At 35.9% G+C, this 25,364-nt stretch carries 26 protein-coding genes and 1 riboswitch; of the genes, 19 read left to right on the forward strand and 7 right to left on the reverse strand.

Annotation, left to right across the window (positions count from 1 at the left end):
• Positions 1–3 precede the first annotated feature (3 nt).
• From PT603_RS08495 to ypfJ, 3 genes are all read left to right on the forward strand, one after another.
• Positions 4–408, forward strand: coding sequence for a DoxX family protein (locus PT603_RS08495; RefSeq protein WP_008239417.1), 405 nt, complete (start codon positions 4–6; stop codon positions 406–408).
• Positions 409–412: 4 nt separating this feature from the next.
• Positions 413–826, forward strand: a complete 414-nt coding sequence (locus tag PT603_RS08500) for a DsrE family protein (protein WP_008239418.1) — start codon at positions 413–415, stop codon at positions 824–826.
• Between the two features lie 88 nt (positions 827–914).
• Entirely contained in the window at positions 915–1,772 is an 858-nt protein-coding gene (gene ypfJ / locus PT603_RS08505; RefSeq protein WP_008239420.1) for a KPN_02809 family neutral zinc metallopeptidase, read from the forward strand.
• Positions 1,773–2,162: 390 nt separating this feature from the next.
• Here the strand turns inward: ypfJ and PT603_RS08510 are convergent, their stop codons facing one another.
• Positions 2,163–2,849, reverse strand: a complete 687-nt coding sequence (locus PT603_RS08510; RefSeq protein WP_008239422.1) for a Crp/Fnr family transcriptional regulator — start codon at positions 2,847–2,849, stop codon at positions 2,163–2,165.
• A gap of 114 nt (positions 2,850–2,963) precedes the next feature.
• Between PT603_RS08510 and PT603_RS08515 the strand changes: the two genes are divergently transcribed.
• The 8 genes from PT603_RS08515 (at position 2,964) to PT603_RS08550 (ending at position 11,620) form a co-directional block, all read left to right on the forward strand.
• The gene (locus PT603_RS08515; protein WP_008239425.1) at positions 2,964–5,339 is read left to right on the forward strand and encodes a heavy metal translocating P-type ATPase; all 2,376 of its coding nucleotides are present in this window, start codon (positions 2,964–2,966) and stop codon (positions 5,337–5,339) included.
• A 72-nt stretch (positions 5,340–5,411) separates the two neighbouring features.
• The gene (gene ccoS, locus PT603_RS08520; RefSeq protein WP_040488698.1) at positions 5,412–5,624 is read left to right on the forward strand and encodes a cbb3-type cytochrome oxidase assembly protein CcoS; all 213 of its coding nucleotides are present in this window, start codon (positions 5,412–5,414) and stop codon (positions 5,622–5,624) included.
• A gap of 3 nt (positions 5,625–5,627) precedes the next feature.
• On the forward strand, positions 5,628–7,823 hold the full coding sequence (ccoN, locus tag PT603_RS08525; protein WP_008239428.1) for a cytochrome-c oxidase, cbb3-type subunit I: 2,196 nt from the start codon (positions 5,628–5,630) through the stop codon (positions 7,821–7,823).
• A 3-nt stretch (positions 7,824–7,826) separates the two neighbouring features.
• Complete coding sequence (locus PT603_RS08530; protein WP_008239430.1) at positions 7,827–8,012, forward strand: hypothetical protein; 186 nt, start codon at positions 7,827–7,829, stop codon at positions 8,010–8,012.
• Positions 8,009–8,944, forward strand: a complete 936-nt coding sequence (locus PT603_RS08535) for a cbb3-type cytochrome c oxidase N-terminal domain-containing protein (protein WP_008239432.1) — start codon at positions 8,009–8,011, stop codon at positions 8,942–8,944. The genes PT603_RS08530 and PT603_RS08535 overlap by 4 nt, the downstream gene beginning before the upstream one ends.
• A 55-nt stretch (positions 8,945–8,999) precedes the next feature.
• Positions 9,000–10,418 (forward strand): cytochrome c oxidase accessory protein CcoG, encoded by a 1,419-nt coding sequence (gene ccoG / locus PT603_RS08540; RefSeq protein ID WP_008239434.1) that lies wholly within the window; start codon positions 9,000–9,002, stop codon positions 10,416–10,418.
• 48 nt (positions 10,419–10,466) lie between these two features.
• Positions 10,467–10,913 carry a FixH family protein gene (locus PT603_RS08545; protein ID WP_040488706.1) on the forward strand — a complete coding sequence of 149 codons (447 nt, stop codon included), beginning with the start codon at positions 10,467–10,469 and terminating at the stop codon, positions 10,911–10,913.
• On the forward strand, positions 10,913–11,620 hold the full coding sequence (locus PT603_RS08550) for a sulfite exporter TauE/SafE family protein (protein ID WP_008239438.1): 708 nt from the start codon (positions 10,913–10,915) through the stop codon (positions 11,618–11,620). Before PT603_RS08545 ends, PT603_RS08550 begins: the two co-directional genes overlap by 1 nt.
• Before the next feature lie 153 nt (positions 11,621–11,773).
• Here PT603_RS08550 and hemN read toward each other — a convergent pair whose 3' ends face one another.
• The 3 genes from hemN to PT603_RS08565 form a co-directional block, all read right to left on the reverse strand.
• Positions 11,774–13,138: an oxygen-independent coproporphyrinogen III oxidase gene (gene hemN / locus PT603_RS08555; RefSeq protein WP_008239440.1), complete on the reverse strand. Its 1,365-nt coding sequence runs from the start codon at positions 13,136–13,138 to the stop codon at positions 11,774–11,776.
• 91 nt (positions 13,139–13,229) lie between these two features.
• Entirely contained in the window at positions 13,230–14,585 is a 1,356-nt protein-coding gene (locus tag PT603_RS08560; RefSeq protein ID WP_008239442.1) for a pyridoxal-phosphate dependent enzyme, read from the reverse strand.
• A 43-nt stretch (positions 14,586–14,628) separates the two neighbouring features.
• Positions 14,629–15,861 (reverse strand): ABC transporter permease, encoded by a 1,233-nt coding sequence (locus PT603_RS08565; RefSeq protein WP_008239443.1) that lies wholly within the window; start codon positions 15,859–15,861, stop codon positions 14,629–14,631.
• A gap of 4 nt (positions 15,862–15,865) precedes the next feature.
• Between PT603_RS08565 and PT603_RS08570 the strand changes: the two genes are divergently transcribed.
• Complete coding sequence (locus tag PT603_RS08570; RefSeq protein WP_008239445.1) at positions 15,866–17,062, forward strand: exo-beta-N-acetylmuramidase NamZ family protein; 1,197 nt, start codon at positions 15,866–15,868, stop codon at positions 17,060–17,062.
• A gap of 1 nt (position 17,063) precedes the next feature.
• Here PT603_RS08570 and PT603_RS08575 read toward each other — a convergent pair whose 3' ends face one another.
• The gene (locus PT603_RS08575; protein ID WP_008239447.1) at positions 17,064–17,558 is read right to left on the reverse strand and encodes a YkgJ family cysteine cluster protein; all 495 of its coding nucleotides are present in this window, start codon (positions 17,556–17,558) and stop codon (positions 17,064–17,066) included.
• A gap of 62 nt (positions 17,559–17,620) precedes the next feature.
• Here PT603_RS08575 and PT603_RS08580 point away from each other — a divergent pair, with 62 nt between their 5' ends.
• Together PT603_RS08580 and PT603_RS08585 are read left to right on the forward strand one after the other, a co-directional pair.
• Positions 17,621–18,355, forward strand: a complete 735-nt coding sequence (locus PT603_RS08580) for a class I SAM-dependent methyltransferase (RefSeq protein ID WP_008239449.1) — start codon at positions 17,621–17,623, stop codon at positions 18,353–18,355.
• A gap of 98 nt (positions 18,356–18,453) precedes the next feature.
• Positions 18,454–19,230 carry a hypothetical protein gene (locus tag PT603_RS08585; protein WP_040488700.1) on the forward strand — a complete coding sequence of 259 codons (777 nt, stop codon included), beginning with the start codon at positions 18,454–18,456 and terminating at the stop codon, positions 19,228–19,230.
• Positions 19,231–19,232: 2 nt separating this feature from the next.
• On the opposite strand, the gene PT603_RS08590 is transcribed toward PT603_RS08585, so the two are convergent.
• Positions 19,233–19,865 carry a 7-carboxy-7-deazaguanine synthase QueE gene (locus PT603_RS08590; protein WP_008239453.1) on the reverse strand — a complete coding sequence of 211 codons (633 nt, stop codon included), beginning with the start codon at positions 19,863–19,865 and terminating at the stop codon, positions 19,233–19,235.
• Positions 19,866–19,916: 51 nt separating this feature from the next.
• Complete coding sequence (locus PT603_RS08595; RefSeq protein WP_008239455.1) at positions 19,917–20,363, reverse strand: RidA family protein; 447 nt, start codon at positions 20,361–20,363, stop codon at positions 19,917–19,919.
• A gap of 57 nt (positions 20,364–20,420) precedes the next feature.
• Here PT603_RS08595 and PT603_RS08600 point away from each other — a divergent pair, with 57 nt between their 5' ends.
• The 5 genes from PT603_RS08600 to PT603_RS08620 are packed head-to-tail and all read left to right on the forward strand — an operon-like array spanning position 20,421 to position 25,261.
• Positions 20,421–21,938: a helicase HerA-like domain-containing protein gene (locus PT603_RS08600; protein WP_008239457.1), complete on the forward strand. Its 1,518-nt coding sequence runs from the start codon at positions 20,421–20,423 to the stop codon at positions 21,936–21,938.
• Between the two features lie 12 nt (positions 21,939–21,950).
• The gene (locus tag PT603_RS08605) at positions 21,951–22,505 is read left to right on the forward strand and encodes a hypothetical protein (protein ID WP_008239460.1); all 555 of its coding nucleotides are present in this window, start codon (positions 21,951–21,953) and stop codon (positions 22,503–22,505) included.
• A 3-nt stretch (positions 22,506–22,508) separates the two neighbouring features.
• Positions 22,509–22,877: a DMT family protein gene (locus PT603_RS08610; RefSeq protein WP_008239462.1), complete on the forward strand. Its 369-nt coding sequence runs from the start codon at positions 22,509–22,511 to the stop codon at positions 22,875–22,877.
• 5 nt (positions 22,878–22,882) lie between these two features.
• On the forward strand, positions 22,883–23,254 hold the full coding sequence (locus PT603_RS08615) for a cupin domain-containing protein (protein WP_008239465.1): 372 nt from the start codon (positions 22,883–22,885) through the stop codon (positions 23,252–23,254).
• Between the two features lie 3 nt (positions 23,255–23,257).
• A complete protein-coding gene (locus PT603_RS08620; protein ID WP_008239467.1) occupies positions 23,258–25,261 on the forward strand; it encodes a monovalent cation:proton antiporter family protein in 2,004 nt (667 codons plus the stop codon).
• Between the two features lie 35 nt (positions 25,262–25,296).
• Positions 25,297–25,359: riboswitch (Fluoride riboswitch) on the forward strand.
• Positions 25,360–25,364 lie beyond the last annotated feature (5 nt).

Here is a 25,364-nt window from a genome sequence, read left to right on the forward strand (position 1 = left end):
CAGATGAAAAACACAGAAGAATATCAAATCAATTATACATCCATTCTCATTTTAAGAATTGCAACCAGTTCAATTTTCATAGTGGCTAGTCTTAGTCATCTATTTCAAATTGAAAAAACCGTCAATCGAATAGCTCAAGCTAAATTTGGTTTTATTGGACAACTACTGGGGCCTCCAGAGATTGCAGTTGTAGCTTCAGGAATACTAATGTTAATTTCAGGCCTTTCTTTAGCCTTAGGATATAAAACAAGATACGCAGCTATATTACTTATAGCAATATTAATTCCTATTACAATTACCATTCAGGTTGGACAGTTAACAACACTTGGTCCTCTATTCAAAAATGTAGCTATTCTAGGAGGACTCCTATTCTTTACTATGAACCCAAAATTTAAAAAACAAAAATAAAATCATGAAAAAATTCGTCAGTATTCTAATACTTATTTTAAGTTCATTCACCTATCAGGTTTACGCACAAGAAAATAGTGATACCAGAAATTATGTTGTCCTTACACGAAATATCGAACAAATGAAACCTATACTACTTGCTGCCAAAAATCTTGCTGTTGAAGATGGGAGTTCCTTTGGTGCTTTCCAGGTGATTATTTGTGGTAAAGCAGTAACTGATTTAACAAATCCTGAAAAAACAAAAGAATTTATCTCCTTAGCCGAAAAATACAATGTAGTCATTTTTGCCTGTGGGTTCTCACTCGAAAAATTCAATGTAGACACCTCCCTACTGCCATCTGAATTTAAAACTATTGAAAACGGAATTTTCTATAGTTTACAACTTCAAAAAAAAGGGTATTTCAGTGTAAGTCTATAAATTAAAGCTCCAGTAATATACTGGAGCTTTTCTTCTTAAAAGAGATCTCATTTTATTATTTTTGAATAAATCACATAAACCAACAAATATGAAATGGAAAGGAAGACGTCAAAGTGACAATGTTGATGATAGAAGAGGTCGTTCTTCAAAAGGTACAGTAATAGCCGGTGGAGGTACTATTGGTATTATCATTTTACTATTACAACTCTTTGGAGGGGAAACAGGTCAAATGATTGCTCCTGTTTTGGAACAGATGAATGATACAACTGTTACTGAAAAATCCTCCACAGAAGACCTAACCTCCGAAGAAATAGAACTAGGTAATTTTGCAAAAACGGTCTTGGCTGATACTGAAGATATTTGGACTAAAATCTTTAAGGAAAATAATCTTGGCACTTATCCAATGCCCAAAATGGTATTATTTTCTGAGATGGTACATACTGAATGTGGTGGCGCTAGTTCAGCCTCCGGTCCATTTTATTGTCCAGCTGACCAAACTGTATACATGGATTTAGATTTTTTCAAGGAGCTACATGGAAGATTTGGCGCTAAAGAAGGGGACTTTGCCATAGCCTATGTTATAGCTCATGAGGTAGGGCATCATATTCAAACTGTTGTAGGAACTTCTGCTAAAGTAAGACAGTTACAAAGTAAAAGTTCAAAAACAGCTAGTAACAAATTAAGTGTTGCACAAGAACTACAAGCTGATTTCTATGCTGGAATATGGGCTCATTACAATCAAAAATACTTAGATTCCGACGACATAGAAGAAGCGTTGAGTGCTGCAAATGCTGTAGGCGATGATACAATACAACGAAGAAATCAAGGACAAATAGTTCCTGATTCATTTACTCATGGCACTTCTAAGCAACGAATGGAGTGGTTTATGAAAGGTTATGAAACGGGAGACATAAAAGAAGGAGATACCTTTTCAAACACTCTTTAAACTATTTTATTTATTCAGTTCCAAATAAAAAAGCCGCAAAATTGCGGCTTTTACAATAGTATTTTTTTTATCATACGCTCTAAGTTGTTAAGCGAAAACTCCTATAAAATTGAGTAACGTTGTAATTAATACAAAGGTTAAGAATGCAATCAACAAAAACACTACGGTTTTTAATACGATTGGCAAAAACGTAGAATTACTTTGAATACTTTGCCCCATGGTAAAATTGATTAAGAGATTAGACAAACAGTTAAAATTGAAAATCGAAACATTTTTGACACCTGACTTTCAATAGGTTAAAGATACAAAATAATTCAAACACTCAAGGAGATGTTATGCGATTTTTAACTCCAATTGTTAACAAAGTTATAATTATAACAATCTCTTTTTTTACACACCTTCGGAAAGCCTCTTCAATTTAGGCACATTCGAAAGCTTAATGCGTTTTCCATCCATGTTAATAAGTCCTTGTTTTCCAAAATCGGAAAGCATCCTTATAAGAGACTCAGTGGCAGTACCGACCATATTTCCTAGTTCCTCCCTAGATAAGTGCACCTTCAAAAATCCTTCACTATCGGTCCCAAAATTATCGTCAAGATAAAGAAGGGCATCTGCTAGACGCTGTTTGACCGTTTTTTGAGCCATATCAACAATTGTGTTGTTGGCCTCTTTAAGGTCATGACATACATCTCGTACAACTTCAACTGAAAAATTAGGATTACTTCGAAATGCTGTTAAGATTTCATCTTTGGGAATAAAACACACCATCATATCCTCTACAGCTACTGCTGAAAGATTAACTGCTTCTTCACTAATTACACTTCGCTGACCTAAAATATCCCCTTTTTTGATAAATCTTACTATTTGACTTTTACCGTTAGAACTCAGCTTGGTAAGTTTACAAACACCATCCTTAACACAAAACACGCCATTAAGGTATTCACCCTCCTCAAAAATAACTTCACCTTTCCGAATAATTTGGGAGCTTTTACACTCAGAAATACGCAATAGTTCATCTTTTGTCATTGCTTTAATTGAACTAAATTGCCTCACAATACACTGCTCACATTTGCTCATACTGGTACACTTTTAAAGGGTGAAATTCACAGGTAAATATAGCTATTTTATGACAATTATCATAGTCTATCTTGCGTTATATAGACATCTTTGCATCAGGTAATTGAGCAATTTATGGGTACTTCTTGTTTTCACTGCGGAAGCGATTGTGAATCGCATCCAATTCTTTTTGATGAAAAACCATTTTGTTGTAACGGTTGTAAGACCGTGTATGAAATATTCTCTGAAAATAATCTTACATGCTATTACGACTTAGAACGCAGTCCAGGAGCTATTCCTCAAGAAATTTCCGGGAAATACAACTTTCTAGACAATCAGGCAATTGTTGAAAAACTACTTGAATTCAATGATGCCAATGTCCAAATAATAACTTTATATATACCTCATATTCACTGCAGCTCGTGTATTTGGATTCTAGAAAATCTTCAAAAGTTAAAAAAGGGTATTACGGCCTCAATAGTCGATTTTCCCAAAAAAACGGTACGCATAACCTATCAACCAGAAAATGTTACCCTTAAAGAACTTGTATTACTGCTTAGTAGTATAGGGTATGAGCCTTATATAAGTCTAGAAAATTATGAGGGTGGAAAAAAACGAATCAATCGGAGCATTATCTATAAATTAGGCGTTGCTGGTTTTGCTTTTGGAAATGTTATGCTTCTTTCATTCCCTGAATATTTTGAAGTGGATGAATTTTGGCTTAATCAATATAAACCCTTCTTTAGATGGATTATGTTTGCCTTATCACTTCCAGTTGTATTTTATGCATCCAGTGATTATTTCAGCTCTGCATGGAAAGGTATTAAAACACGCTTTTTAAATATAGACATTCCCATTGCCCTTGGTATTTTGGCCTTGTTTCTTAGAAGTACCTATGAGGTACTAACAGATACAGGTCAGGGATTCTTTGATAGTTTAACTGGTTTACTCTTTTTCTTGCTACTTGGGAAGTTTTTTCAACAAAAAACATATAACTTTCTTTCCTTTGAAAGAGATTATAAAAGCTATTTTCCCATAGGGATTACCAAAATACATCCAGACGGTAAAGAGGAAAGCATTCAAGTTTACGACATCATTCAAGGTGATAGACTTCTCATTCGGAATGAGGAACTAATACCTGTAGACAGCATTCTTATTAAAGGAAAAGGAAGAATTGACTATAGCTTTGTCACAGGTGAGGCTGCCCCTGTAAAGAAGGAAAGTGGCGATAAGTTATTTGCTGGTGGTAAACAAGTCGAAGGAGCAATTGAAATAGAAGCCCTCAAAAGTGTATCTCAAAGTTATCTAACTCAATTATGGAGTAATGATGTATTCAGTAAAGACAAGCATGACTCATTTAAGACGCTAACTGACACCATTAGCCAATACTTCACAGTGATAATTTTACTCATTGCCACTGCTTCTACAGCATACTGGTGGTGGATTGCCGACAGTACTGTAGCCTTAAATGTTTTTACAGCCGTACTAATTATTGCTTGTCCATGTGCCCTAGCCATGTCAGCTCCCTTCACTCTAGGCAACATTTTGCGCATTTTTGGAAAGAAAAAATTCTATTTAAAAAATGCCAAGGTAATTGAACAGTTAGCAAAAATAAACACTGTAATTTTTGATAAAACTGGAACAATAACGTCGGCTCAAAAATCGGCAATCACCTACGATGGTAATTACATCACACCAGAAGAAGAAATCTTGCTTAAGAACACTTTAAGAAACTCAAACCATCCACTTAGTAGACAATTATATACTATTTTAAAAACAAATAATATTGTAACTATTGATCAATACGAGGAACATACCGGAAAAGGTATTCAAGGGAGCTACAATGGAAAACATATAAAAATAGGTTCAGCTAATTTCGTTGGAAGTGCTGTATCACATGATGCACTAAAGACAAGTGTGCATATCAGTACAGATAATAAATATCTTGGAAAGTTCACTTTCGCCAATAAGTATAGAGAAGGCGTTTCCAGTTTATTTAAAAGGTTACGATCCTACTATGATCTGGTGATACTATCTGGTGATAATCAAAGTGAACGAGAAAATCTCATGAAACTACTCCCTTCAAAAACTAAACTATTCTTCAATCAAAAACCTGAAGATAAACTTGAATACATCAAACACCATCAAAATGAAGGTGCCAAAGTATTAATGATAGGAGATGGACTAAACGATGCAGGAGCATTAAAACAAAGTGATGTAGGGGTAGCTTTAGCCGAAAATGTGAATGTTTTTTCACCAGCATGTGACGCCATTATGGATGCCTCTAAACTTTCTGAGTTAGATACTTTCCTAAAAATAAGCAAACAGGCTATAACTATTATTAAACTCAGTTTTACGGTTTCCTTTTTATACAATATTGTAGGGCTATCCTTTGCAATAACGGCAAATTTATCACCAGTGGTAGCAGCTATTTTAATGCCAATGAGCTCCATTAGCATAGTGATATTTACTACGATAGCTTCAAACTGGGTGGGTAGAAAATTAAAATAATCAAATATGACAATTGTCATTTTATGATTTTGTTATGAAAAGTATTTTTGTTTAACTTACTTTCAAAAAAGTATGAGCGTCATTTATATGTTAATTACAATTAGTATAGCAGTTGCTATTGTATTTTTTGTATTGTTTGTCTTAGCAGTACGTAAAGGACAATACGATGACAGTTATACACCATCAGTTCGGATGCTATTTGATGACGAATTGATAAAGAACCCTGAAGAAATAAAAAAAGAGACTACAGAAGAATCCAATACTAATACTAATCAACAATCATAATCTATGGAGATGCAACAATTTTATTACGACAACAAAATTGTTAAGAAGTTCATCTATGCAACCCTACTCTGGGGTGTTGTAGGGATGCTGGTGGGGCTACTACTAGCCTTCTTATTTTTATTCCCCAACTTAACTGATGGCATTTCATGGCTTAGCTTTGGCCGATTACGTCCGCTGCATACCAATGCCGTAATTTTTGCCTTTGTGGGAAATGCCATTTTTGCTGGGGTTTACTACTCTCTACAACGGCTTTTAAAAGCTCGTATGTTTAGTGACTTCCTCAGTAACTTTAATTTTTGGGGATGGCAGTTGATTATTGTAGCAGCAGCAATAACACTTCCGCTAGGATACACAACCTCAAAAGAATATGCAGAGTTAGAATGGCCTATTGATATCGCTATTGCCCTAGTCTGGGTAGCCTTTGGTGTTAACATGATAGGAACCATTCTACGTCGCCGTCAACGCCACCTTTATGTAGCTATTTGGTTTTATATTGCTACGTTTGTGACTGTTGCTGTATTGCATATTTTTAATAGTTTAGAAATTCCTGTTACTGCCTTAAAGAGTTATTCTGTTTATGCTGGTGTACAAGACGCATTAGTTCAATGGTGGTATGGTCACAATGCAGTTGCATTTTTCCTTACAACCCCATTTCTTGGACTAATGTATTATTTTGTACCAAAGGCTGCTAATCGCCCGGTTTATTCCTATCGATTATCAATTGTGCATTTTTGGAGTTTAATTTTTATCTACATCTGGGCTGGACCTCACCATTTACTATATACTTCTTTACCTGATTGGGCTCAGAACCTGGGTGTTGTGTTTTCAGTAATGCTAATAGCTCCTTCATGGGGAGGGATGATCAACGGATTACTAACATTAAGAGGTGCTTGGGACAAAGTCCGTGTTGATCCTGTACTTAAATTTATGGTAGTAGCCATTACAGGTTATGGTATGGCAACTTTTGAAGGCCCAATGCTTTCACTTAAAAATGTGAATGCTATTGCTCACTTTAGTGATTGGATTATTGCTCACGTTCACGTTGGTGCACTAGCATGGAATGGCTTTTTGACCTTTGGTATGATCTATTATCTTGTACCTAGAATGTTTAAGACTCAATTATACTCTCTTAAATTAGCTAACTTCCATTTCTGGATTGGCACCTTAGGTATTATTCTATATGCATTGCCTTTATATGTTGCTGGATTCGCCCAAGCATCAATGTGGAAACAATTCAACCCAGATGGAACATTGGTATATGGTAACTTCCTTGAAACAGTTACCCAAATTATGCCAATGTATTGGATGCGTGCAATTGGAGGAACCTTCTTTGTAATTGGTGTTTTAGTTGGAGTTTACAACACTATAAAGACGGTACGTCAAGGAAGTAAAGCTGAAGACGAACTAGCCGAAGCCCCTGCTCTAGAACGCATTTCTAAAGGACGTCTACGAGGCGAAACTTTCCATACTTGGTTAGAAAGAAAACCAGTTCAGCTAACAATTTTAGCTACCATTGCAATTCTTATTGGTGGTATTGTACAAATAGTTCCAACCATTCTTGTAAAATCAAATATTCCGACCATATCAAGTGTTAAACCATATACACCTCTCGAGTTAGAAGGTAGAGATCTTTACATTCGTGAAGGCTGTGTGGGTTGTCACTCACAAATGATACGTCCTTTCAGAAGTGAGGTAGAACGCTATGGGGAATACTCTAAAGCTGGAGAATATGTCTACGATCACCCATTCCTATGGGGAAGTAAGCGTACGGGCCCAGATTTATTAAGAGTTGGAGGCAAGTATTCTGACAACTGGCATTTCAACCATATGTGGGATCCTCAAAGTACCTCATCTGGAAGTATAATGCCTGCCTATCAATGGTTGATTCGCAATGAACATGACAGAAGCGACATTCAGAAAAAAATGGAAGCCATGGTAAAACTTGGAGTGCCTTATACTGATGAAGATATTGCAGGTGCATTTGAACATATGGATACACAGGCAGCCAAAATCCAGGAAAATCTTCATAGCGATCCAGATTTTGTGAACTCATATGAAGCTGATAAAAAATACGCCCAAGAAAATGGGATGCGCTTTGTAGAGATGAAAGACAGAGAAATTGTTGCTCTAATCGCATATTTACAGCGATTGGGTACCGATATCAAAATAAAAAACTCAGACGAAACCGTAAATAACTAAGGTATGCTCAAGTTTGTAAAAGACCATATGGCGACTATCAATGGGATAGAAATCTATCCCATTATATCGCTAACAATATTCTTCCTGTTCTTTGTAGGACTTTTTTGGTGGGTCTCTACTTCCAAAAAAGAGTACATTAAACAGGTGAGTAACCTTCCTTTAGATAACCAAGAAAACGACCCATCATGAGAAATTTTGCATCCTATCTGCGCGTCATATTCATAGTAACATTGGTTACCTTTGCGGCAGAATACTTTATAGATTCAGGAGAGAAGCCAGCCTTCTTAACCTTCAAAGAAGTTCCTATCTTTCTAACTCTCTTTACGATAGTTTTGATAGCCATTGAAATTATGATTGCCTCAATGAACAATCTGACCAATGCTATCATGACTGAAGAGCAGAAAGAACGCCTTGCTGAAAAAGCACGCATCGCTTCTGAAAATATTTGGTATAAAAAACTATATCACAAACTACTAGATCAAAAACCTATTGAAGCTGAGGGTGAAATAGAGTTAGACCATAACTATGATGGTATTAAAGAGCTTGACAATAACCTGCCGCCTTGGTGGATTTATGGATTTTACCTTACGATTATTTTTGCCGTGGTATATCTTGTACGATATCATATCCTTGGAGCTGATAACCAAAAAGCAGAATATGACAAAGAGATGGCTATCGCTAAAGCCGCTATAGAGGAGTACAAAAAAACTGCTAAAGATCTAGTAGATGCCAGTACAGTAGAGTTCTTATCAGGAGAGGCTGATTTAGCGGCCGGTAAATTAATCTTCGATAACAATTGTGTTGCCTGTCATATGGCTGATGGTGGTGGTGGTATCGGTCCTAACCTAACAGACGACCACTGGATTCTTGGAGGAGGAATTAAAAATATATTCAACACCGTAGCTGAAGGAGGTCGAGATGGAAAGGGAATGGTGGCGTGGAAACAATCCTTGAAACCAATTGAAATAGCTCAAGTATCAAGTTATATCATGACTCTTCATGGTACAACGCCTGCGAACCCTAAAGATCCCGAAGGTGATATTTGGGTGGATGAAAATGCTCCTGCTCAAGACGCTCCAGCCACTGAGGTAGAGCAAAATGAGGAACCTATACAAGAATAATAATTCTATTACGGTGGATGGGAAAGCATCCACCGTAACTATAAAATAATGCATCATGGATAATCAGGAAAATGAAACCTTTAGAGATTCCATAGGTACCATTAACAAGGAAGGTAAACGTGCCTGGATTTTCCCTAAAAAACCTTCTGGTCGCTTCTATAAGTATCGCAAGTATGTTAGTTATATTCTACTAGTATTTCTACTTTCAGCCCCGTTTATTAAAGTTGGTGGTAATCAATTTTTAATGTTCAACGTATTAGAGCGCCGATTTAATATTTTTGGTTTTCCTTTTTGGCCTCAGGACTTCTACCTGTTTGTACTATCCATGATTATTGGAGTTGTATTCATCACTTTGTTTACAGTTGCCTTTGGACGAATATTTTGTGGATGGATTTGCCCCCAAACCATTTTTATGGAAATGGTTTTCCGCAGGATTGAATATTGGATTGAGGGAGATAGAGGTGCACAAATCCGACTAAATAAACAAGAATGGAATGGAGAAAAAATAAGAAAAAAAGGCTTTAAATGGTTCATCTTTTTTATCATTTCTTTCATCATTGCTAATGTTTTTCTTGCGTATTTAATTGGAAGTGATAGATTGATACAATACATTACGGATGGTCCGTTAGCTCATAAAAGTACTTTGGTTTCACTACTTATTTTTACCGCTGTCTTTTATTTTGTATTTGCATGGTTTAGAGAACAAGTTTGTATCATTGCTTGCCCATATGGACGACTACAGGGTGTCCTTTTAGACAACAAATCTATTGTGGTAGCCTATGACCATAAACGAGGAGAAGGAGATTCTGGTAGAAAAAAATATAGAAAAGGAGAAGATCGCACATCTTTAGGTCATGGGGATTGTATCGACTGCTTTCAATGCGTACATGTATGCCCTACCGGTATCGATATTAGAAACGGTACGCAATTAGAATGCGTAAATTGTACCGCATGCATCGATGCCTGTGATTCTATTATGGATTCAGTAGGATATCCAAAAGGACTTATTCGTTATGCTAGCGAGGATAATATCCTAAAAAAAGAGCCTTTTAAGTTTACAGCTCGAATGAAAGGGTATGTAGCAATTTTAAGTATACTAACAGCCATATTAATTGGAATGTTATTCCTTCGTAATGAGGTAGAAGCAACCGTATTAAGGCTACCAGGACAATTATTTGAACACAAAGGTGAGAATATTAGTAATGTGTTTACTTATAAAATCATTAACAAGACTACTCATCCTATTGAAGAAGTAACTTTTAAATTGGCATCTCACAAAGGAACCATTACATTGGTTTCTAACAATGTAATTACTGTCCCAGAACAAGGTCTTGCACAAGGAACATTCTTTATTGAAATTCCTAAAGCGTTACTCACAGAGGATAAAACAAAATTAAAATTAAAAGTTTATAGTGGCGACAAACTTATAGAAACCACCACAACAAATTTCTTAGGACCGAGAAGTTATCGATAAATTAATCAAAGACAGCCTATCAGGAAGCTGTTTAAAAAAACAATGGGGATGAAAATTAATTGGGGAACTGCAATCGTTTTAGCATTTATTGCATTCATAGGCTTCATAGTCACCTTAGTAGTACAAATGACTACTAATGAAAAATATGATTATGATATGGTAACAGAAGAATATTATAAAAAAGAGTTGACATTTCAAGATCAATTGGACAAGCAAGTACTAACTAATGATCGAAAAATGGCTCCAAATATTCTTATTTCAGAAAATGGAATTGACATTCAATTCCCCGGGAACCTCAATGAGAAAAATATAAAAGGTACTGTGTTCCTTTACCGACCATCTAACAAACAATTGGATTTTGAAGTTCCTATTTCATTATCCACTTCACATTTGCTCATACCTAAAAACCGTTTGTTGGATGGCCGTTGGAACATTGAAATTAATTTCACTTACAATAATGAATCATTCTTAACTAAAAAAGAAATTTGGTTTTAATGTTGTATACAGCTTTTTTAATGGGACTATTAGGAAGCTTTCACTGCATTGGAATGTGTGGCCCTATAGCTTTCATGCTACCACTTGACCACACTAAACCAGTAAAAAAAGTTTCGCAATTAACTACCTATCATATAGGAAGACTTCTCACTTACAGTATTATCGGTGCTTTATTTGGGTTGTTAGGGCGTGGGCTATTTTTAAGACAATACCAGCAACAACTCTCAATTATCATTGGTATTCTACTTATTTTAGCTGTGATTATCTCCTTTTTACCCATAAAACCAATAGGAATAAGTAGACCCGTTTACTTATTCATTAGCAAAGTAAAATCTGGATTAGGTAAACAACTTCATGGAAAAGGCTATCGATCACTTTTTTCCATAGGCCTGTTAAACGGACTTCTCCCTTGTGGCTTAGTATATATGGCTCTTTTTGGCGCTATAGCAATGGCCTCTCCACTAGAGAGTTCCCTCTATATGTTTTTCTTCGGAATTGGAACAATTCCTATGATGAGTGCAGCAGTCTATTTAGGCAATTTCATAAGTGTTAAGGCAAGACGAAATATTCAAAAAGCCATACCTTTCCTTGTAATCGTCATTGGTATATTATTTATTTTGAGAGGGATGGGCTTAGGTATACCCTATATCTCCCCTTCCAATATGAATCTAATGGTCAAAGAGATGCCTGATTGTGTTGTACCATAAGTTTCAACATTTTCTTTACATCATATTAAAAGGAACCACTATTCAAACATAGTGGTTTTTTGCCTTATTACCCTGGAGCACAATAAGAAGAGGGCGCTTCTTGCGAAAACGCCCTCTATCTAACTAACTAAAAAACTATTTCAACCACTATCTTTATACCGTCATACTAAACACCTGTGTTTGAGGTACATGCCTTTGCAATCGTAAATCAAAAGCCATGCATACGTTTCTCACAAAAGGTTTTCCATGCTCTGGTATATGTAATTCGTTATCTGTAATATGTATTAAACCATCTTGCTCCATTTCATACAACTTAGCAAGCACATCAGGTAATTCAGCAAAATACATATCGTAAGTTTCCCAAGAAGTACTAAAATGACACATTAAATTAAGAATATGCTTTCTAATAATTAAATCCTCTTCATTGAGTATATGTCCTCTATATACTGGTAAATGATTACTAGACAACAATTCATAATATGTTTCTAAACGCTTTTCATTCTGCGCAAAACCGTACCAACTATCACTAATACTGGACACACCTAACCCTATCATCAACTGTGTTTTAGAAGCCGTATATCCCATAAAATTACGATGCATACGTTCCTCATCCATTGCCTTATACAGACTGTCTGAAGGCAATGAAAAATGATCCATTCCAATTTCTAAATATCCCATCTCAGCAAAACGTGCTTTACCTGTTTCATATAACTGTCTTTTAACCTCTCCTGTAGGTAAGTCAGCTTCATTAAAACCACGTTGTCCATTTCCTTTTATCCATGGAACGTGAGCATAGCTATAAAAGGCGATTCGGTCTGGTTGTAATTCTTGAGTTTTTTCAATGGTAAAAAGTACGTCATCTAGAGTTTGAAAAGGAAGTCCGAAAATCAGATCATGACTTACCGATGTATACCCTATCTCACGAGCCATCTCTGTTGCTTTTTTTACATTTTCAAATGGCTGAATACGATGTATTGCTTTTTGTACTTTAGGTGAATAATCCTGCACTCCATAACTCACTCTCCTGAATCCTACATCATAGAGTGCTTGCAAGTGCTCACGGGTTGTATTGTTTGGGTGGCCTTCAAAACTGAATTCGTATCCTTCCGCTCTTGTGGCTAATTCAAATAATCCGTCAATAAGTGTCTTAAGGTTTTCCGGAGAAAAGAACGTCGGGGTTCCGCCACCCAGGTGAATCTCTTTAATACGTGGCTTTTCCTCCATATGTTCCACATAGAGTTGCCACTCTTTCAACAAGGCTTTTATGTAAGGATGCTCCACCTCATGACGTTTTGTAATTCGCTTGTGACAGCCACAAAAAGTACATAAACTTTCACAGAAAGGAAGATGAATATATATGCTGATACCTTCAGAAATATTACTTTCCTTAAAAGCTTGTTTAAAGGACGCTATCCACATCTGATACGAAAAACTTTCAGGCTCCCAATAAGGAACAGTAGGGTAACTGGTATAACGAGGTCCAGGTACATTATATTTCTGTATCAAAGTGGTGCTCATGTCCTAATCTTTGATACAAAAATACCTCTACCCTATAGGGTGGCAAATGATAAATATCAGCTTTTATACTTTTTTAAACGCCTTTAACAGACTACATTGCTAGAATAATATCACTCTTGGTTATAATATGATATTTTTCTTGACCAAGATGCACCAAGACCGCATCATTATCTCTTGTTATGAGTTTAGACAATTTATCTATTGGAGTCTCTCTTTCTACAATAGGAAAGGCTTCCATCATAATATCTTTCACAGGCTTGTCTGCTACATTTTTGTCTGCCACAAATGCTCTAAAAAGACAGGTTTCATTTACAGCTCCCACAAAACCATTACTATCTTCTACTGGCAGCTGAGAAATATTGTGAACTTTCATTCGATCCATTGCATGATATACAAGCTCTTCTGTTTTTACAGTCACAAGTGGCTGTGGTTGATTAGCAACTAAATCAGCAGCAGTCTTAATCGATACCTCTAAGAAGCCTCTGTCACGCATCCAATCATCATTGAACATTTTACCTACATACCTACTTCCATGATCATGAAATAACACCACAACCACATCGTCCTTTTTAAAATGTTCCTTCAGTTGGAGTAATCCTTTAATAGCGGCTCCAGCTGAATTTCCAACAAAGATACCTTCCTCCTTGGCTAACTTACGTGTATAAATAGCAGCATCCTTATCTGTAACTTTTGTAAAACCATCTATTATTGAAAAATCAACATTCTTTGGAAGTATGTCTTCCCCAATCCCTTCAGTAATATATGGGTAAATTTCATTCTCATCAAAAATACCTGTTTCGTGGTATTTTTTAAACACCGATCCATACGTATCTACACCCCAAACTTTAATGTTTGGGTTGTTTTCCTTCAAATACTTTCCTATACCCGAAATGGTACCTCCTGTACCAACACCTACCACAAAATGGGTTATTTTGCCTTCAGTTTGTTCCCAAATTTCAGGCCCAGTCTGTTCGTAATGGGCAATTGTATTGGAGGGATTGTCATATTGATTTACATACCATGAATTTGGAATTTCAGTTGCCAAACGCTTGGAAACTGAATAGTACGAACGTGGGTCTTCAGGTTCCACATTAGTTGGACATACAATCACTTCAGCTCCAACAGCTCTTAAGATATCCATCTTTTCTTTAGATTGTTTGTCTGAAATAACGCATATAAGCTTATACCCTTTTACAATAGCACCTAAAGCCAATCCCATGCCAGTGTTTCCTGATGTACCTTCAATAATCGTCCCACCTGGTTTCAAACGCCCATCTGCCTCAGCATCTTCGATCATTTTTACGGCCATACGATCCTTCACTGAATTCCCAGGATTGAATGTCTCAACTTTGGCCAATACAAGAGCGTCCACCTCTTGACATATTTTATTAATTTTAACCAAAGGGGTGTTCCCGATTGTTTCAAGTATGTTATTTGCGTATTTCATGAATTAGGTATTAGAAAAACAAAGGTACGGATTCCCTTATTGTTTAATCAAACTTGATTGCTTTTACAGGTGAAATGCGGGTAATAATATAAGATGGCAATAATAACATTAGAAAACATAACAGTAATGTCCCTGCATTTAAAGCCAATATATGCCAAAGATCTATGTTGACAGGTGCTTGAGTTACATAATAGGTGGCCGGATCAAGTTTGATAAGTCCAAAATGATCTTGTAACCACAGTAATGATAGCCCTATTAGGTTCCCTAACAATAAACCAATAGAAATAAGATAAGTTGCATTGTACAAAAATATTTTACGAATACTCCAATTATTACTTCCCAAAGCTTTTAGTATACCTATCATTTGGGTACGCTCCAAAATCAACACTAAAAGCGCGGTTATCATATTAATACCACCCACTAATATCATGATTCCTATAATCATGTATATATTAAAATCAAACAACCTCAACCATTCAAAAATGAAATAATACTTATCAGCTATCGTCTGGGAGTCAAGGGTAGACAGAGTTTTACCATAGATCTCGTCTCCCTTTTGTTGTAATTCATCAAAATCTTCTAAAAAAACTTCAAAACCACCTACTTGATCATCTTCCCATCTATTAATTTGTTGAATATGTCGAATATCAACAAACACATAAGAAGCATCAAACTCTTGAAAACCGCTTTCATACAAACCTGAAATCTTGAACCTTCGCTGATTAGGAATATCAGAGTCATCCCGTAAAAACAAAGCACTGCAATCATCCCCAACCTTAAGTTCTAATCTATTGGCCATAAAAGATGACATTAGAATCTCATCCGTTCGTTCACCATTCATATTTGGAAGATGTCCCTTTATAAGAAACTCTTTCATATAATGCCAATCATAGTCCTTACCAACACCCTTAGCTATAATACCCTCAAAAGTCTTTTCTGTACGGATGATTCCTCCTTTTGCCGCTACAGCTTGAATATGTTTTACACCTTGAACTATCTCAAATTTGGGATAAAAATCTTGATGAATTGAAACCGGCTTTACGGAAACATCCGAGCGATTGGTATCATAGTTAAAAATCTGTATATGTCCATTGAAAGCCGAAACCTTTTCACGAATTTTACGTTGTAATCCAGTACCGGTAGCAACTGCTATAAGCATCATTACCACTCCTAAAGCAATAGCAGAAATTGCTATTTTTATTATTGGTGCCGAAATACTATTTTTATAATCTTTGGCACGTGTTATGCGTTTAGCTATGAAAAACTCGAAATTCAATTTAATGGAAAAATTTAGAATGTTCAAAAATACTGTTTTATTATTATTATTGTTGGTTTCTTGTAGAAATCAATCTCAAAACATCTCCAGTTCAACCTCTTTACCAATTATAACGGGCGCTCAACAAATTGAAGTTTATTTGCCAATTCTAAAAGATAAAAATATAGGAATTGTAGCCAACCAAACAAGCATTGTAACCAATGAAAATGGAAATCACATCCATTTGGTGGATACTCTTTTGGGCCATCAAATAAACATAGTAAAAGTGTATGCTCCTGAACACGGTTTTAGAGGGACTGCCGACGCTGGAGAACATATAAAGGATGGGAAGGACAGCCAAACAGGTCTCCCTATTATATCTTTATATGGAAGTAACAAAAAACCATCCCCCATACAATTACAAGGCATCGATCTAATGATTTTTGATTTGCAAGATGTAGGAGCCCGTTTTTACACATACATCTCAACACTGCACTATGTTATGGAGGCTTGTGCAGAAAACAATATACCTGTTTTATTGCTTGATCGCCCTAACCCTAATGGAAGTATTATTGATGGTCCAGTTTTAGACCCCAAGTTTCAAAGTTTTGTAGGAATGCACCCTGTCCCTATTTTACATGGAATGACTATTGGAGAATATGCAAGAATGATAAACGGCCAAAAATGGCTTAAAAATGGTATTGAATGCAGCCTTACCGTTATACCTGTTAAGAACTACAACCATTCAATGCCTTATAATCTCCCTATAAAGCCATCCCCTAATCTACCTAATGATCAATCAATTAACCTATACTCTAGTCTCTGCCTTTTTGAAGGCACCAACGTTAGTGTAGGACGTGGTACAGAAAAGCAATTTCAATTATATGGATCGCCTTTTCTCCCTAAAGGCACCTTTGAGTTTACCCCTCAACCTAACCATGGGGCTAAATCACCAATGCACAATGGAATTCGATGCTTTGGTGAAGATTTATCCACTACCCAAAAAGTAACTAGATTAGAATTAAAATGGCTACTAAAAGCCTATGAGACCACCTCTGACAAATCTGTTTTTTTTAATTCTTTTTTCACCAATTTGGCCGGATCTAAAACGTTACAAAATCAAATCGAATCAGGTTTAAGTGAAACTGAAATTCGAAAAAGTTGGCAACCTGGACTAAACACCTTTAAAGAATTTCGTCAGTTATACCTTCTTTACAAATAACTTATAGCTTTATGCGCAATTTCATGGCCTCTACCACATTGAATGCGGCTGGACAAATTGCTGTATTTTTAAGGGTGAGGTTGGTAATCTGATGAAACTTTTTACGATCAGTATGTGGGTATTCTCGACATGCCTTTGGCCGTACATCATATATCATGCAATAATTATCTGCATCTAAAAATGTACAAGGAACACTTTGTAACACATAATCTTTATCTTCATCCACTCGTAAATAAGTTTCAATAAATTGCTGTGGCTTTAACTTCAAATATTTAGAAATACGTTCAATATCGGACTGCGTGAACAATGGACCTGTAGTTTTGCAGCAATTGGCACATGTAAGACAATCTGTATGAGCAAAAACATCCTCATGCAATTCTTGCATGATATAGTCCAAATTTTTTGGTGGTTTCTTTTTCAGCTTGGCAAAGTATTTTTTGTTTTCGTTATGCGTATCTTTGGCCAACTGTGGAAGTTGCTTTAATAATTGATCCATGGTACGAAGGTAAATAGATTTGTCGGAAGTCCGAAAACAAAAGATATTTTCAATTGAATTAAATGAACGCACAACCTATGGAAAACAATGATCTTTTTGGTCAAGCTATCCTTGATTATCAATTAGGAAATTATACCGAAGATCTTAAAACTGAAACTTCTATCTCAGAAGAAGACGATTTACCACTTCCCTACCTTTTTAGAAACTATAACGAAATGCCTCCAATAGAACAAAAGGCATTACAAGTAGCCTATGGAAGTGTATTAGATGTAGGCTGCGGTGCTGGCAGTCACACCCTTTATCTTCAAAATGAGCGTAGCTTAACTATTACAGCCATCGATTTATCCGCCAAAAGTATTGAAACCTGTAAATTAAGAGGGGTTCACCATGCTTTTGTACAAGATGTTATGACCTTAAAAGAGGTAAAATTCGACACGATTTTACTATTGATGAATGGCGCAGGAATGTGTGGCAGACTAAAAAAAATAGCCGCTTTTTTATCCCATTTAAAGACCTTATTAAATCCAGGAGGTCAAATTCTTCTGGATTCTTCGGACATCATTTATATGTTTGATGAAGATGAAGATGGCAGCCATTGGATCCCCACAGATCATGACTATTATGGTGAGGTCGATTATATTGTAAGATATAAAGGGATGGAAGAACCAGCATTTGATTGGATGTACATTGATTATAATACCCTACAAAATGCTGCAATTGCTAATGGCTTTGAATGTGAACTGCTTTTGGAAGGAGAACATTACGACTACCTTGCTAGACTTACACATCAAGAGTAACACAAATTCTACTACAACAGTAAACATAAAAAAAACAGTAACAAAGCATCACCTACATGAGTGACCATTTTTCTCTAAAAACCATTAACCACTTACAAATGAAAAAGCTATTTCGCAATTCATATTTAGTTTACTTCTTCTTACTACTTACCATTTCCTGCTCGAAAGACAATGAAGACAATGGAAGCGAAAATGGCACGAATCCAATTCCAAATCAACAACTAACTGGAAGTAGTGCTAATGACTTTCTATCTGCTTCCAAGTATGATAAAATTGCTTTTGAAATTGTTTACGTAGAGGGCTACAAGCCATCAACTACAAGTATTAACAACCTTCTTTCCTTTTTCAACGAACTACTACATAAACCTCAAGGAGTAACTATCACCGAACGTGCCATTCCCTCTCCCGGTAATGGCCCTTATACAATCCAAGAAATTGTAGAAATTGAAAAGAAAAACAGAACAAAATTCAACAATGTAAATGAATTGGCCCTATATGCATTTTTTGCAGATAGCAATTACAATACTGATAACAGTACCTCTGTGACATTGGGTACCGCATACAGAAATACATCATTTGTTATTTTTGAAAATACTATTATTAAACAATCAAATCGACCTGGAGCTCCATCACGCCCTAACTTAGAGACAGCTGTTCTTCAACATGAATTTGGCCATTTACTTGGTCTTGTCGACTTTGGAAGTGATATGCAAGAAGATCATTTAGACAAAGAACACGGCTTTCATTGTAATGTATCAACTTGCCTTATGTTTTGGCAAATAGAAAGTAATTTAGCTACCTCGTTACTTAATGGTGAAATCCCAAAACTTGATGCACATTGCCTAGCGGATCTAAGAGCTAATGGCGGCAAATAATTCTATGGAATATTTAAATACTTATGTGTTTGCAATGATACTTTCCATCTAGGATTTTTCATTACAAAATCAACAATCTCAGGTATCATTTTATCTCGTCTACTCCATTCGGGCTGTAAATATAAAATACAGCTATCGGAAACTTTTGCTGCCTGTTCCTCAGCAAATGCGAAATCATGATGATTGTATACTATCATTTTCAATTCATTTGCATGCGGGTACACACCTTCTACCGGCAACTTAACCTTCTTAGGTGATAAGCAAACCCAATCCCAAGAACCTGTTAGTGGATATGCCCCAGAGGTTTCAATATGAGTTTTTAATCCTTTAGCCTTGAGAGCCTTAGTCAACGGCTCCATATTCCATGTAAGGGGCTCGCCACCTGTCACTACTATTGTTTGTGAATATTGAGCTGCATTGTCAACTATTTTATCAATACCAGTTGGAGGATGTAAATCAGCATTCCAACTTTCTTTTACATCACACCAATGACAGCCAACATCGCAACCACCAACTCGAATAAAATATGCAGCAGTCCCTTTGTAAAAACCTTCCCCTTGAATGGTATAGAACTCTTCCATAAGCGGAAGCATTTCTCCTTTGTCTACCAATGCTAAAACTTCTTCTTTCGTCATGGCACAAAGATACAAATTGCCACACTGCTTACCCCATGGCTTCTCTATTTTTTACTTCACTGCAATAACCTCGATTTCAATTGCGGCGTTTCTTGCTAAAGATTCAGCTGCAAAAGTGGTCCTAGCAGGTTTTAAAATAAAATATTTCTTATACACCTTATTAAAATCTTGAAAATCATTAATATCATCCAAAATCACCGTACATTTTACCACCTTATCCAACGAACTATTGTGATGTGCTAATACAGACTCAATATTTTTAATAGCTTGTTCAGTTTCAGCTATCACCCCTCCATCAACGAGTTTTCCAGTGGTGTGATCAAGCCCTAATTGACCTGACAGAAACAATAACCCATTTGTTTCAACCACTTCACTAAAAGGAAGATCAGCTCTGTTATTAATATGAGAAGTATGGAAAATAGGATTTTTGGATTTATTAGCACAGGATTCTAATATTATCAAACCAATAAGAATAAGAAACTTATGGGAAGTTTTCATTTTTCAATGTTTTATGTTGATTAAAATTACCTTATTTTTATCAAAATTTACATTTGTATGAGTCAAAAAGAAGCTTTTTTCAACCATATTACACAAGGATACACTAATAAAGGACCATTTATCACATTAGGCAGCGCAATGCTTGAAGGCGAAGCTGTTACAAATGCTTTTGTTAATATACCTTTAAAAACACTCAACAGACATGGACTTGTAGCGGGTGCAACCGGGACTGGTAAAACCAAAACAATCCAAATTCTCTCAGAACATCTCTCGCAAAATGGAATTCCTGTTCTTATGATGGATATCAAAGGTGATTTTTCTGGAATTGCCCAACCTGGAGAAGAAAAAGCTTTTATCACTGAACGGCACGCTAAAATTGGACTACCCTATCAAACAAAGGGATTTCCAGTTGAGATTATGACTATTTCTGAACAAAACGGGGTTCGCTTAAGAGCCACAATATCAGAATTTGGTCCAGTTCTTTTTTCTCGTATTCTTGACCTGAATGACACTCAAAGTGGTGTTGTTTCTATTCTTTTTAAATATTGTGATGACAACCACATTCCTTTACTTGATCTAAAGGACTTCAAAAAAACCATTCAGTACATCACTGAAAACGGAAAAGAAGAAATCGAACGTGAATACGGACGAATTTCAACGGCAACTACTGGCGCTATTATGAGAAAAGTAATTGAGTTAGAACAACAAGGCGCTGACTTATTTTTTGGAGAAATGTCCTTTGAAATAGATGATTTAATGCGATTTGATTCCCAAGGCAATGGCTATATAAACATTATTCGTCTTACAGACATTCAAGATAAACCTAAACTATTCTCTACCTTTATGCTTTGCCTATTGGCAGAAATATATAATGAGCTACCTGAGCAAGGAGATAGTGACAGACCAAAACTAGTAATTTTTATTGACGAAGCTCATTTAATATTTAATCAAGCAAGCAAAACCTTACTAGATCAAATAGAAACCATTGTAAAACTTATACGTTCCAAAGGGGTTGGTCTTTATTTTATAACCCAAAATCCTACTGATGTACCTTCAGGCGTATTAAGTCAGCTTGGCTTAAAAATTCAGCATGCTTTACGTGCATTTACGGCCAAAGACCGTAAGGCTATAAAAATGACAGCTGAAAACTATCCACTATCTGATTTTTACAAAACAGATGAAGTATTAACCCAATTAGGAATAGGAGAAGCTTTAGTAACAGCTCTAAATGAAAAAGGTATTCCTACCCCGCTTGCGGCTACCATGTTACGTGCACCTATGAGCCGGATGGACATACTTACGGACATGGAACTTCATCAGTGTATTTCAAATTCAAAACTAGCTTCTAAATACAACAAAACTATTGACCGTGAAAGCGCCTATGAAATCCTAGACAAAAAGATTATACAAGCTGAAAAAGAAGCGCAAAAAGAGGCCGAAGAAAAACATCAAAAACAACAAAACAAATCAACTACTAGAAGAAGTACGGCACAAAACCCTATATTAAAGGTAGTTACTAGCGCTACTTTCATTAGAGGTGTTTTAGGCATATTAAATAAAGTAATAAAAAAATAAAGCTAAAAAATCATGAGCTATCGCTTGCTTTTCATCATTGGAATACTCTTACTCGGGAGTTGCACTCGAAATGAAGACACCTTTCTAATTACCAAGGACAGTGTAGGACCATTAATGAGAGACACCCCCATTAGTCGCCTTGACTCAATTTTTTCAAAAGATTCGGTTGTAAAATCAGCTTATGAGGGAGAACTTCGTTATGCCAGCACTGAACGAATTCTGATCTATGAAAAATCTGGAGTTCAACTAATGGAAATAACGCCAGGCCTAAATAATGAAAACATTAAAGTAGTTGAAAACATTAAAATCCTAGATCCAAGATACGCAACTGATGAAGGCATTTCACTTCATAGCACATTTAAAGACATTAAGAATCAATACACGATTAACAGAATCGAAAACTCCATTAGCAGTATTGTACTTTTCATAGACGAAGCTCACCTTTATATTGCCTTGGACAAATCCTTTTTACCGGAACAATATCGTTGGGACCTGTCCCGAAGTATTGCAATTGAAGACATCCCAGATCAAACAGTAATAAAACATTTTATGATTGGTTGGAATTAATATATGAAAGCCTTTTATACCATTGGACTTCTAGTACTATCGAATATCTTTATGACATTGGCTTGGTACGGACACCTAAAGTTTAAAGAACTAAAGTGGTTTGAAAACCTTGGACTCATTACTATTATTTTTATAAGTTGGGGATTAGCGCTTTTTGAATATTTCTTTCAGGTTCCAGCCAACCGTATTGGATTTAAAGATAATGGTGGTCCCTTTTCACTATTACAACTAAAGGTTATCCAAGAGGTTATTACATTAGTGGTTTTTGTAGGTTTTTCGTTGCTGTTTTTCAAGAATGAATCGTTCAGATGGAATCATTTAATTGGATTCATTTTTCTAATTCTTGCTGTTTATTTTATCTTTAAAAAATAAGAATCATGTCATCAAAAAAATATACAATTCAAAAATCTCCATTCATTGTTCCTACTAATGATGGAAAACATATTGAAGAGCACTTTGGTTTAATTGCTGGAGGATCATCTCAGCTTAGTATAGCTAGAATGATAGCCCCTCCTGGATGGAGCGAACCATTCCAAACCCCGGACTTTGATGAATACACTTATATCATTAGCGGAAAAAAACAGTTCAACATTGATGGCGAAATTATTATTTTAAAAACAGGAGAATCCATTAAAATTGAAAAAAAAGTTAGAATACAATATTCCAACCCATTCAACGAACCTTGCCATTATATATCTATATGTACCCCTGCTTTTGATGTCCATAAAGTTCACAGAGAAACTATTTAACATATGCATTTTCCGTTACTTCAAGACATTGTTGTTATACTTGGATTATCTATCCTCATCATTGTAGCGTTTCAAAAGCTTAAACTCCCTTCCATCTTAGGATTTCTATTGGCAGGAATCATTGCAGGCCCCTATGCATTCAACCTTATCAGTTCCTCGCATGAAGTAGAACTTTTGTCAGAAATAGGAATCATTTTTCTTCTTTTCGTTATTGGTATTGAGTTTTCACTCAAAGAACTTGCTGCGATTAAAAACAAAGTCTTTATTGGTGGCGGTATACAAGTATTTGGAACTATTGGCTTTACCACTGCTTTAGCACTTTTAATGGATATTCCTTGGAACACAGCTGTTTTTCTAGGTTTTCTATTTTCATTAAGCAGCACGGCTATCGTTTTAAAACTCATGCAAGAAAAAGGGGAGGTAAAATCCCCACATGGTAAGCTTGCTGTGGGTATTCTTATTTTTCAAGATATTATTGTTGTTCCTATGATGTTATTCACTCCTCTACTTACTGGAGAGGCGGACAACATCCTTACTACCATTGGAATACTCACCCTAAAAGTACTACTAGTTCTTGTATTCATTTACATACTAGCAAAATACATCGCACCGATTATTTTTAAGTTGGTGGTAAAAACACGAAATAAGGAACTGTTTTTACTCACAGTAACTGTATTTTGTTTTGCTGTAGCTTGGCTTACGGCGTCAGTAGGCTTGTCACTGGCTTTGGGTGCTTTTTTTGCTGGACTCATCATTTCTGAATCAGAATACAGTCATCAAGCAACTGCTAATGTACTGCCATTCAGAGAGATTTTTGTAAGTTTCTTTTTTGTTTCAGTGGGTACCCTTTTGAACCTGAACTTTTTCTTTTCTCACATAGGAACTATCGTACTCATCACCTTAGGAGTAATAGTACTTAAAATAACGGTAATTGCGCTAACAGCAATGTTTATGCACTATCCCCCTCGCACTATATTTCTAACTGCATTTACACTATTTCAAATTGGTGAATTCTCTCTATTACTATCAAGTACAGGAGTTCAAAATGGGCTTTTAGAAGATGCATATTATCAATATTTTTTAGCAGTATCTATACTCACTATGGCAGCAACTCCCTTTCTTATGGCAGCGGCACCAAAACTTACAGACTACATCATCCAAGCACCTATTCCTAAAGCTGTTCGAAGACGCCTTAAAGCCTATAAAGCGAGGCATGTGCAGGACACTTTAATAACCGAAGAAAACTTACATGACCACCTCATAATAATAGGCTATGGAATTAATGGGAAAAACATTGCAAAGGCGGCCCGAAATGCAAAAATACCTTATGCAATAGCTGAATTAAGCCCAGATGCTTTCAAAGAAGCAAAAAAAAATAATGAACCTGTACTATTTGGTGACGCTGCTGAAGATGTAATACTTCAGCATTTACATGTACAAGAAGCACGTGTTATAGTTATTGCAATTTCTGATCCTTCTGCCACAAAAAAAATTGTAACTATCATAAGAGATTACACTAAAACTGCATGTATAATTGTTCGTACCAGATATGTTAAAGAAATAGATGAAAATTTAAAAATAGGCGCCGATGAGGTAATACCGGAAGAGTTTGAAACATCTATCCAAATTTTTACTCGAGTATTAAAGAAATATATGGTTCCAAATGACGATATTCAAGGTTTTATAAACCAGTTACGTTCATCTGATTATGAAATGCTCACCACGGTTGAAGGCATTAACACAAGTCTTCCTACTCGACAAATTCGCATACCAGACAAAGAAGTCACCTCATTATATGTAGAAAGCAATACCAATAAAATTGTTGGAAAAACAGTGGAGTTGTCTGGGATAAGAAAAAAGTACGGCGTTACTATTCTGGCGATACAACGTGATAAAAAGTACATCACAGAAATAAAACCGGACACTCTAATAATGCAAGGCGACTTACTTTTTCTTTTTGGCAATCCTGACGCCATTAATAAACTTAACAAGCTCTTTTCTGTATAGAAACACTGTAAATTGGAAAATTACACTACATTTGTCCTTGTTATGGCAATGATGTCTGCCTTGAACCGCCTTATAAAGCTGATGACGTCTATAAAGAGAGCCT

The organism is Imtechella halotolerans (assembly GCF_028743515.2).
Taxonomy (GTDB): domain Bacteria; phylum Bacteroidota; class Bacteroidia; order Flavobacteriales; family Flavobacteriaceae; genus Imtechella; species Imtechella halotolerans.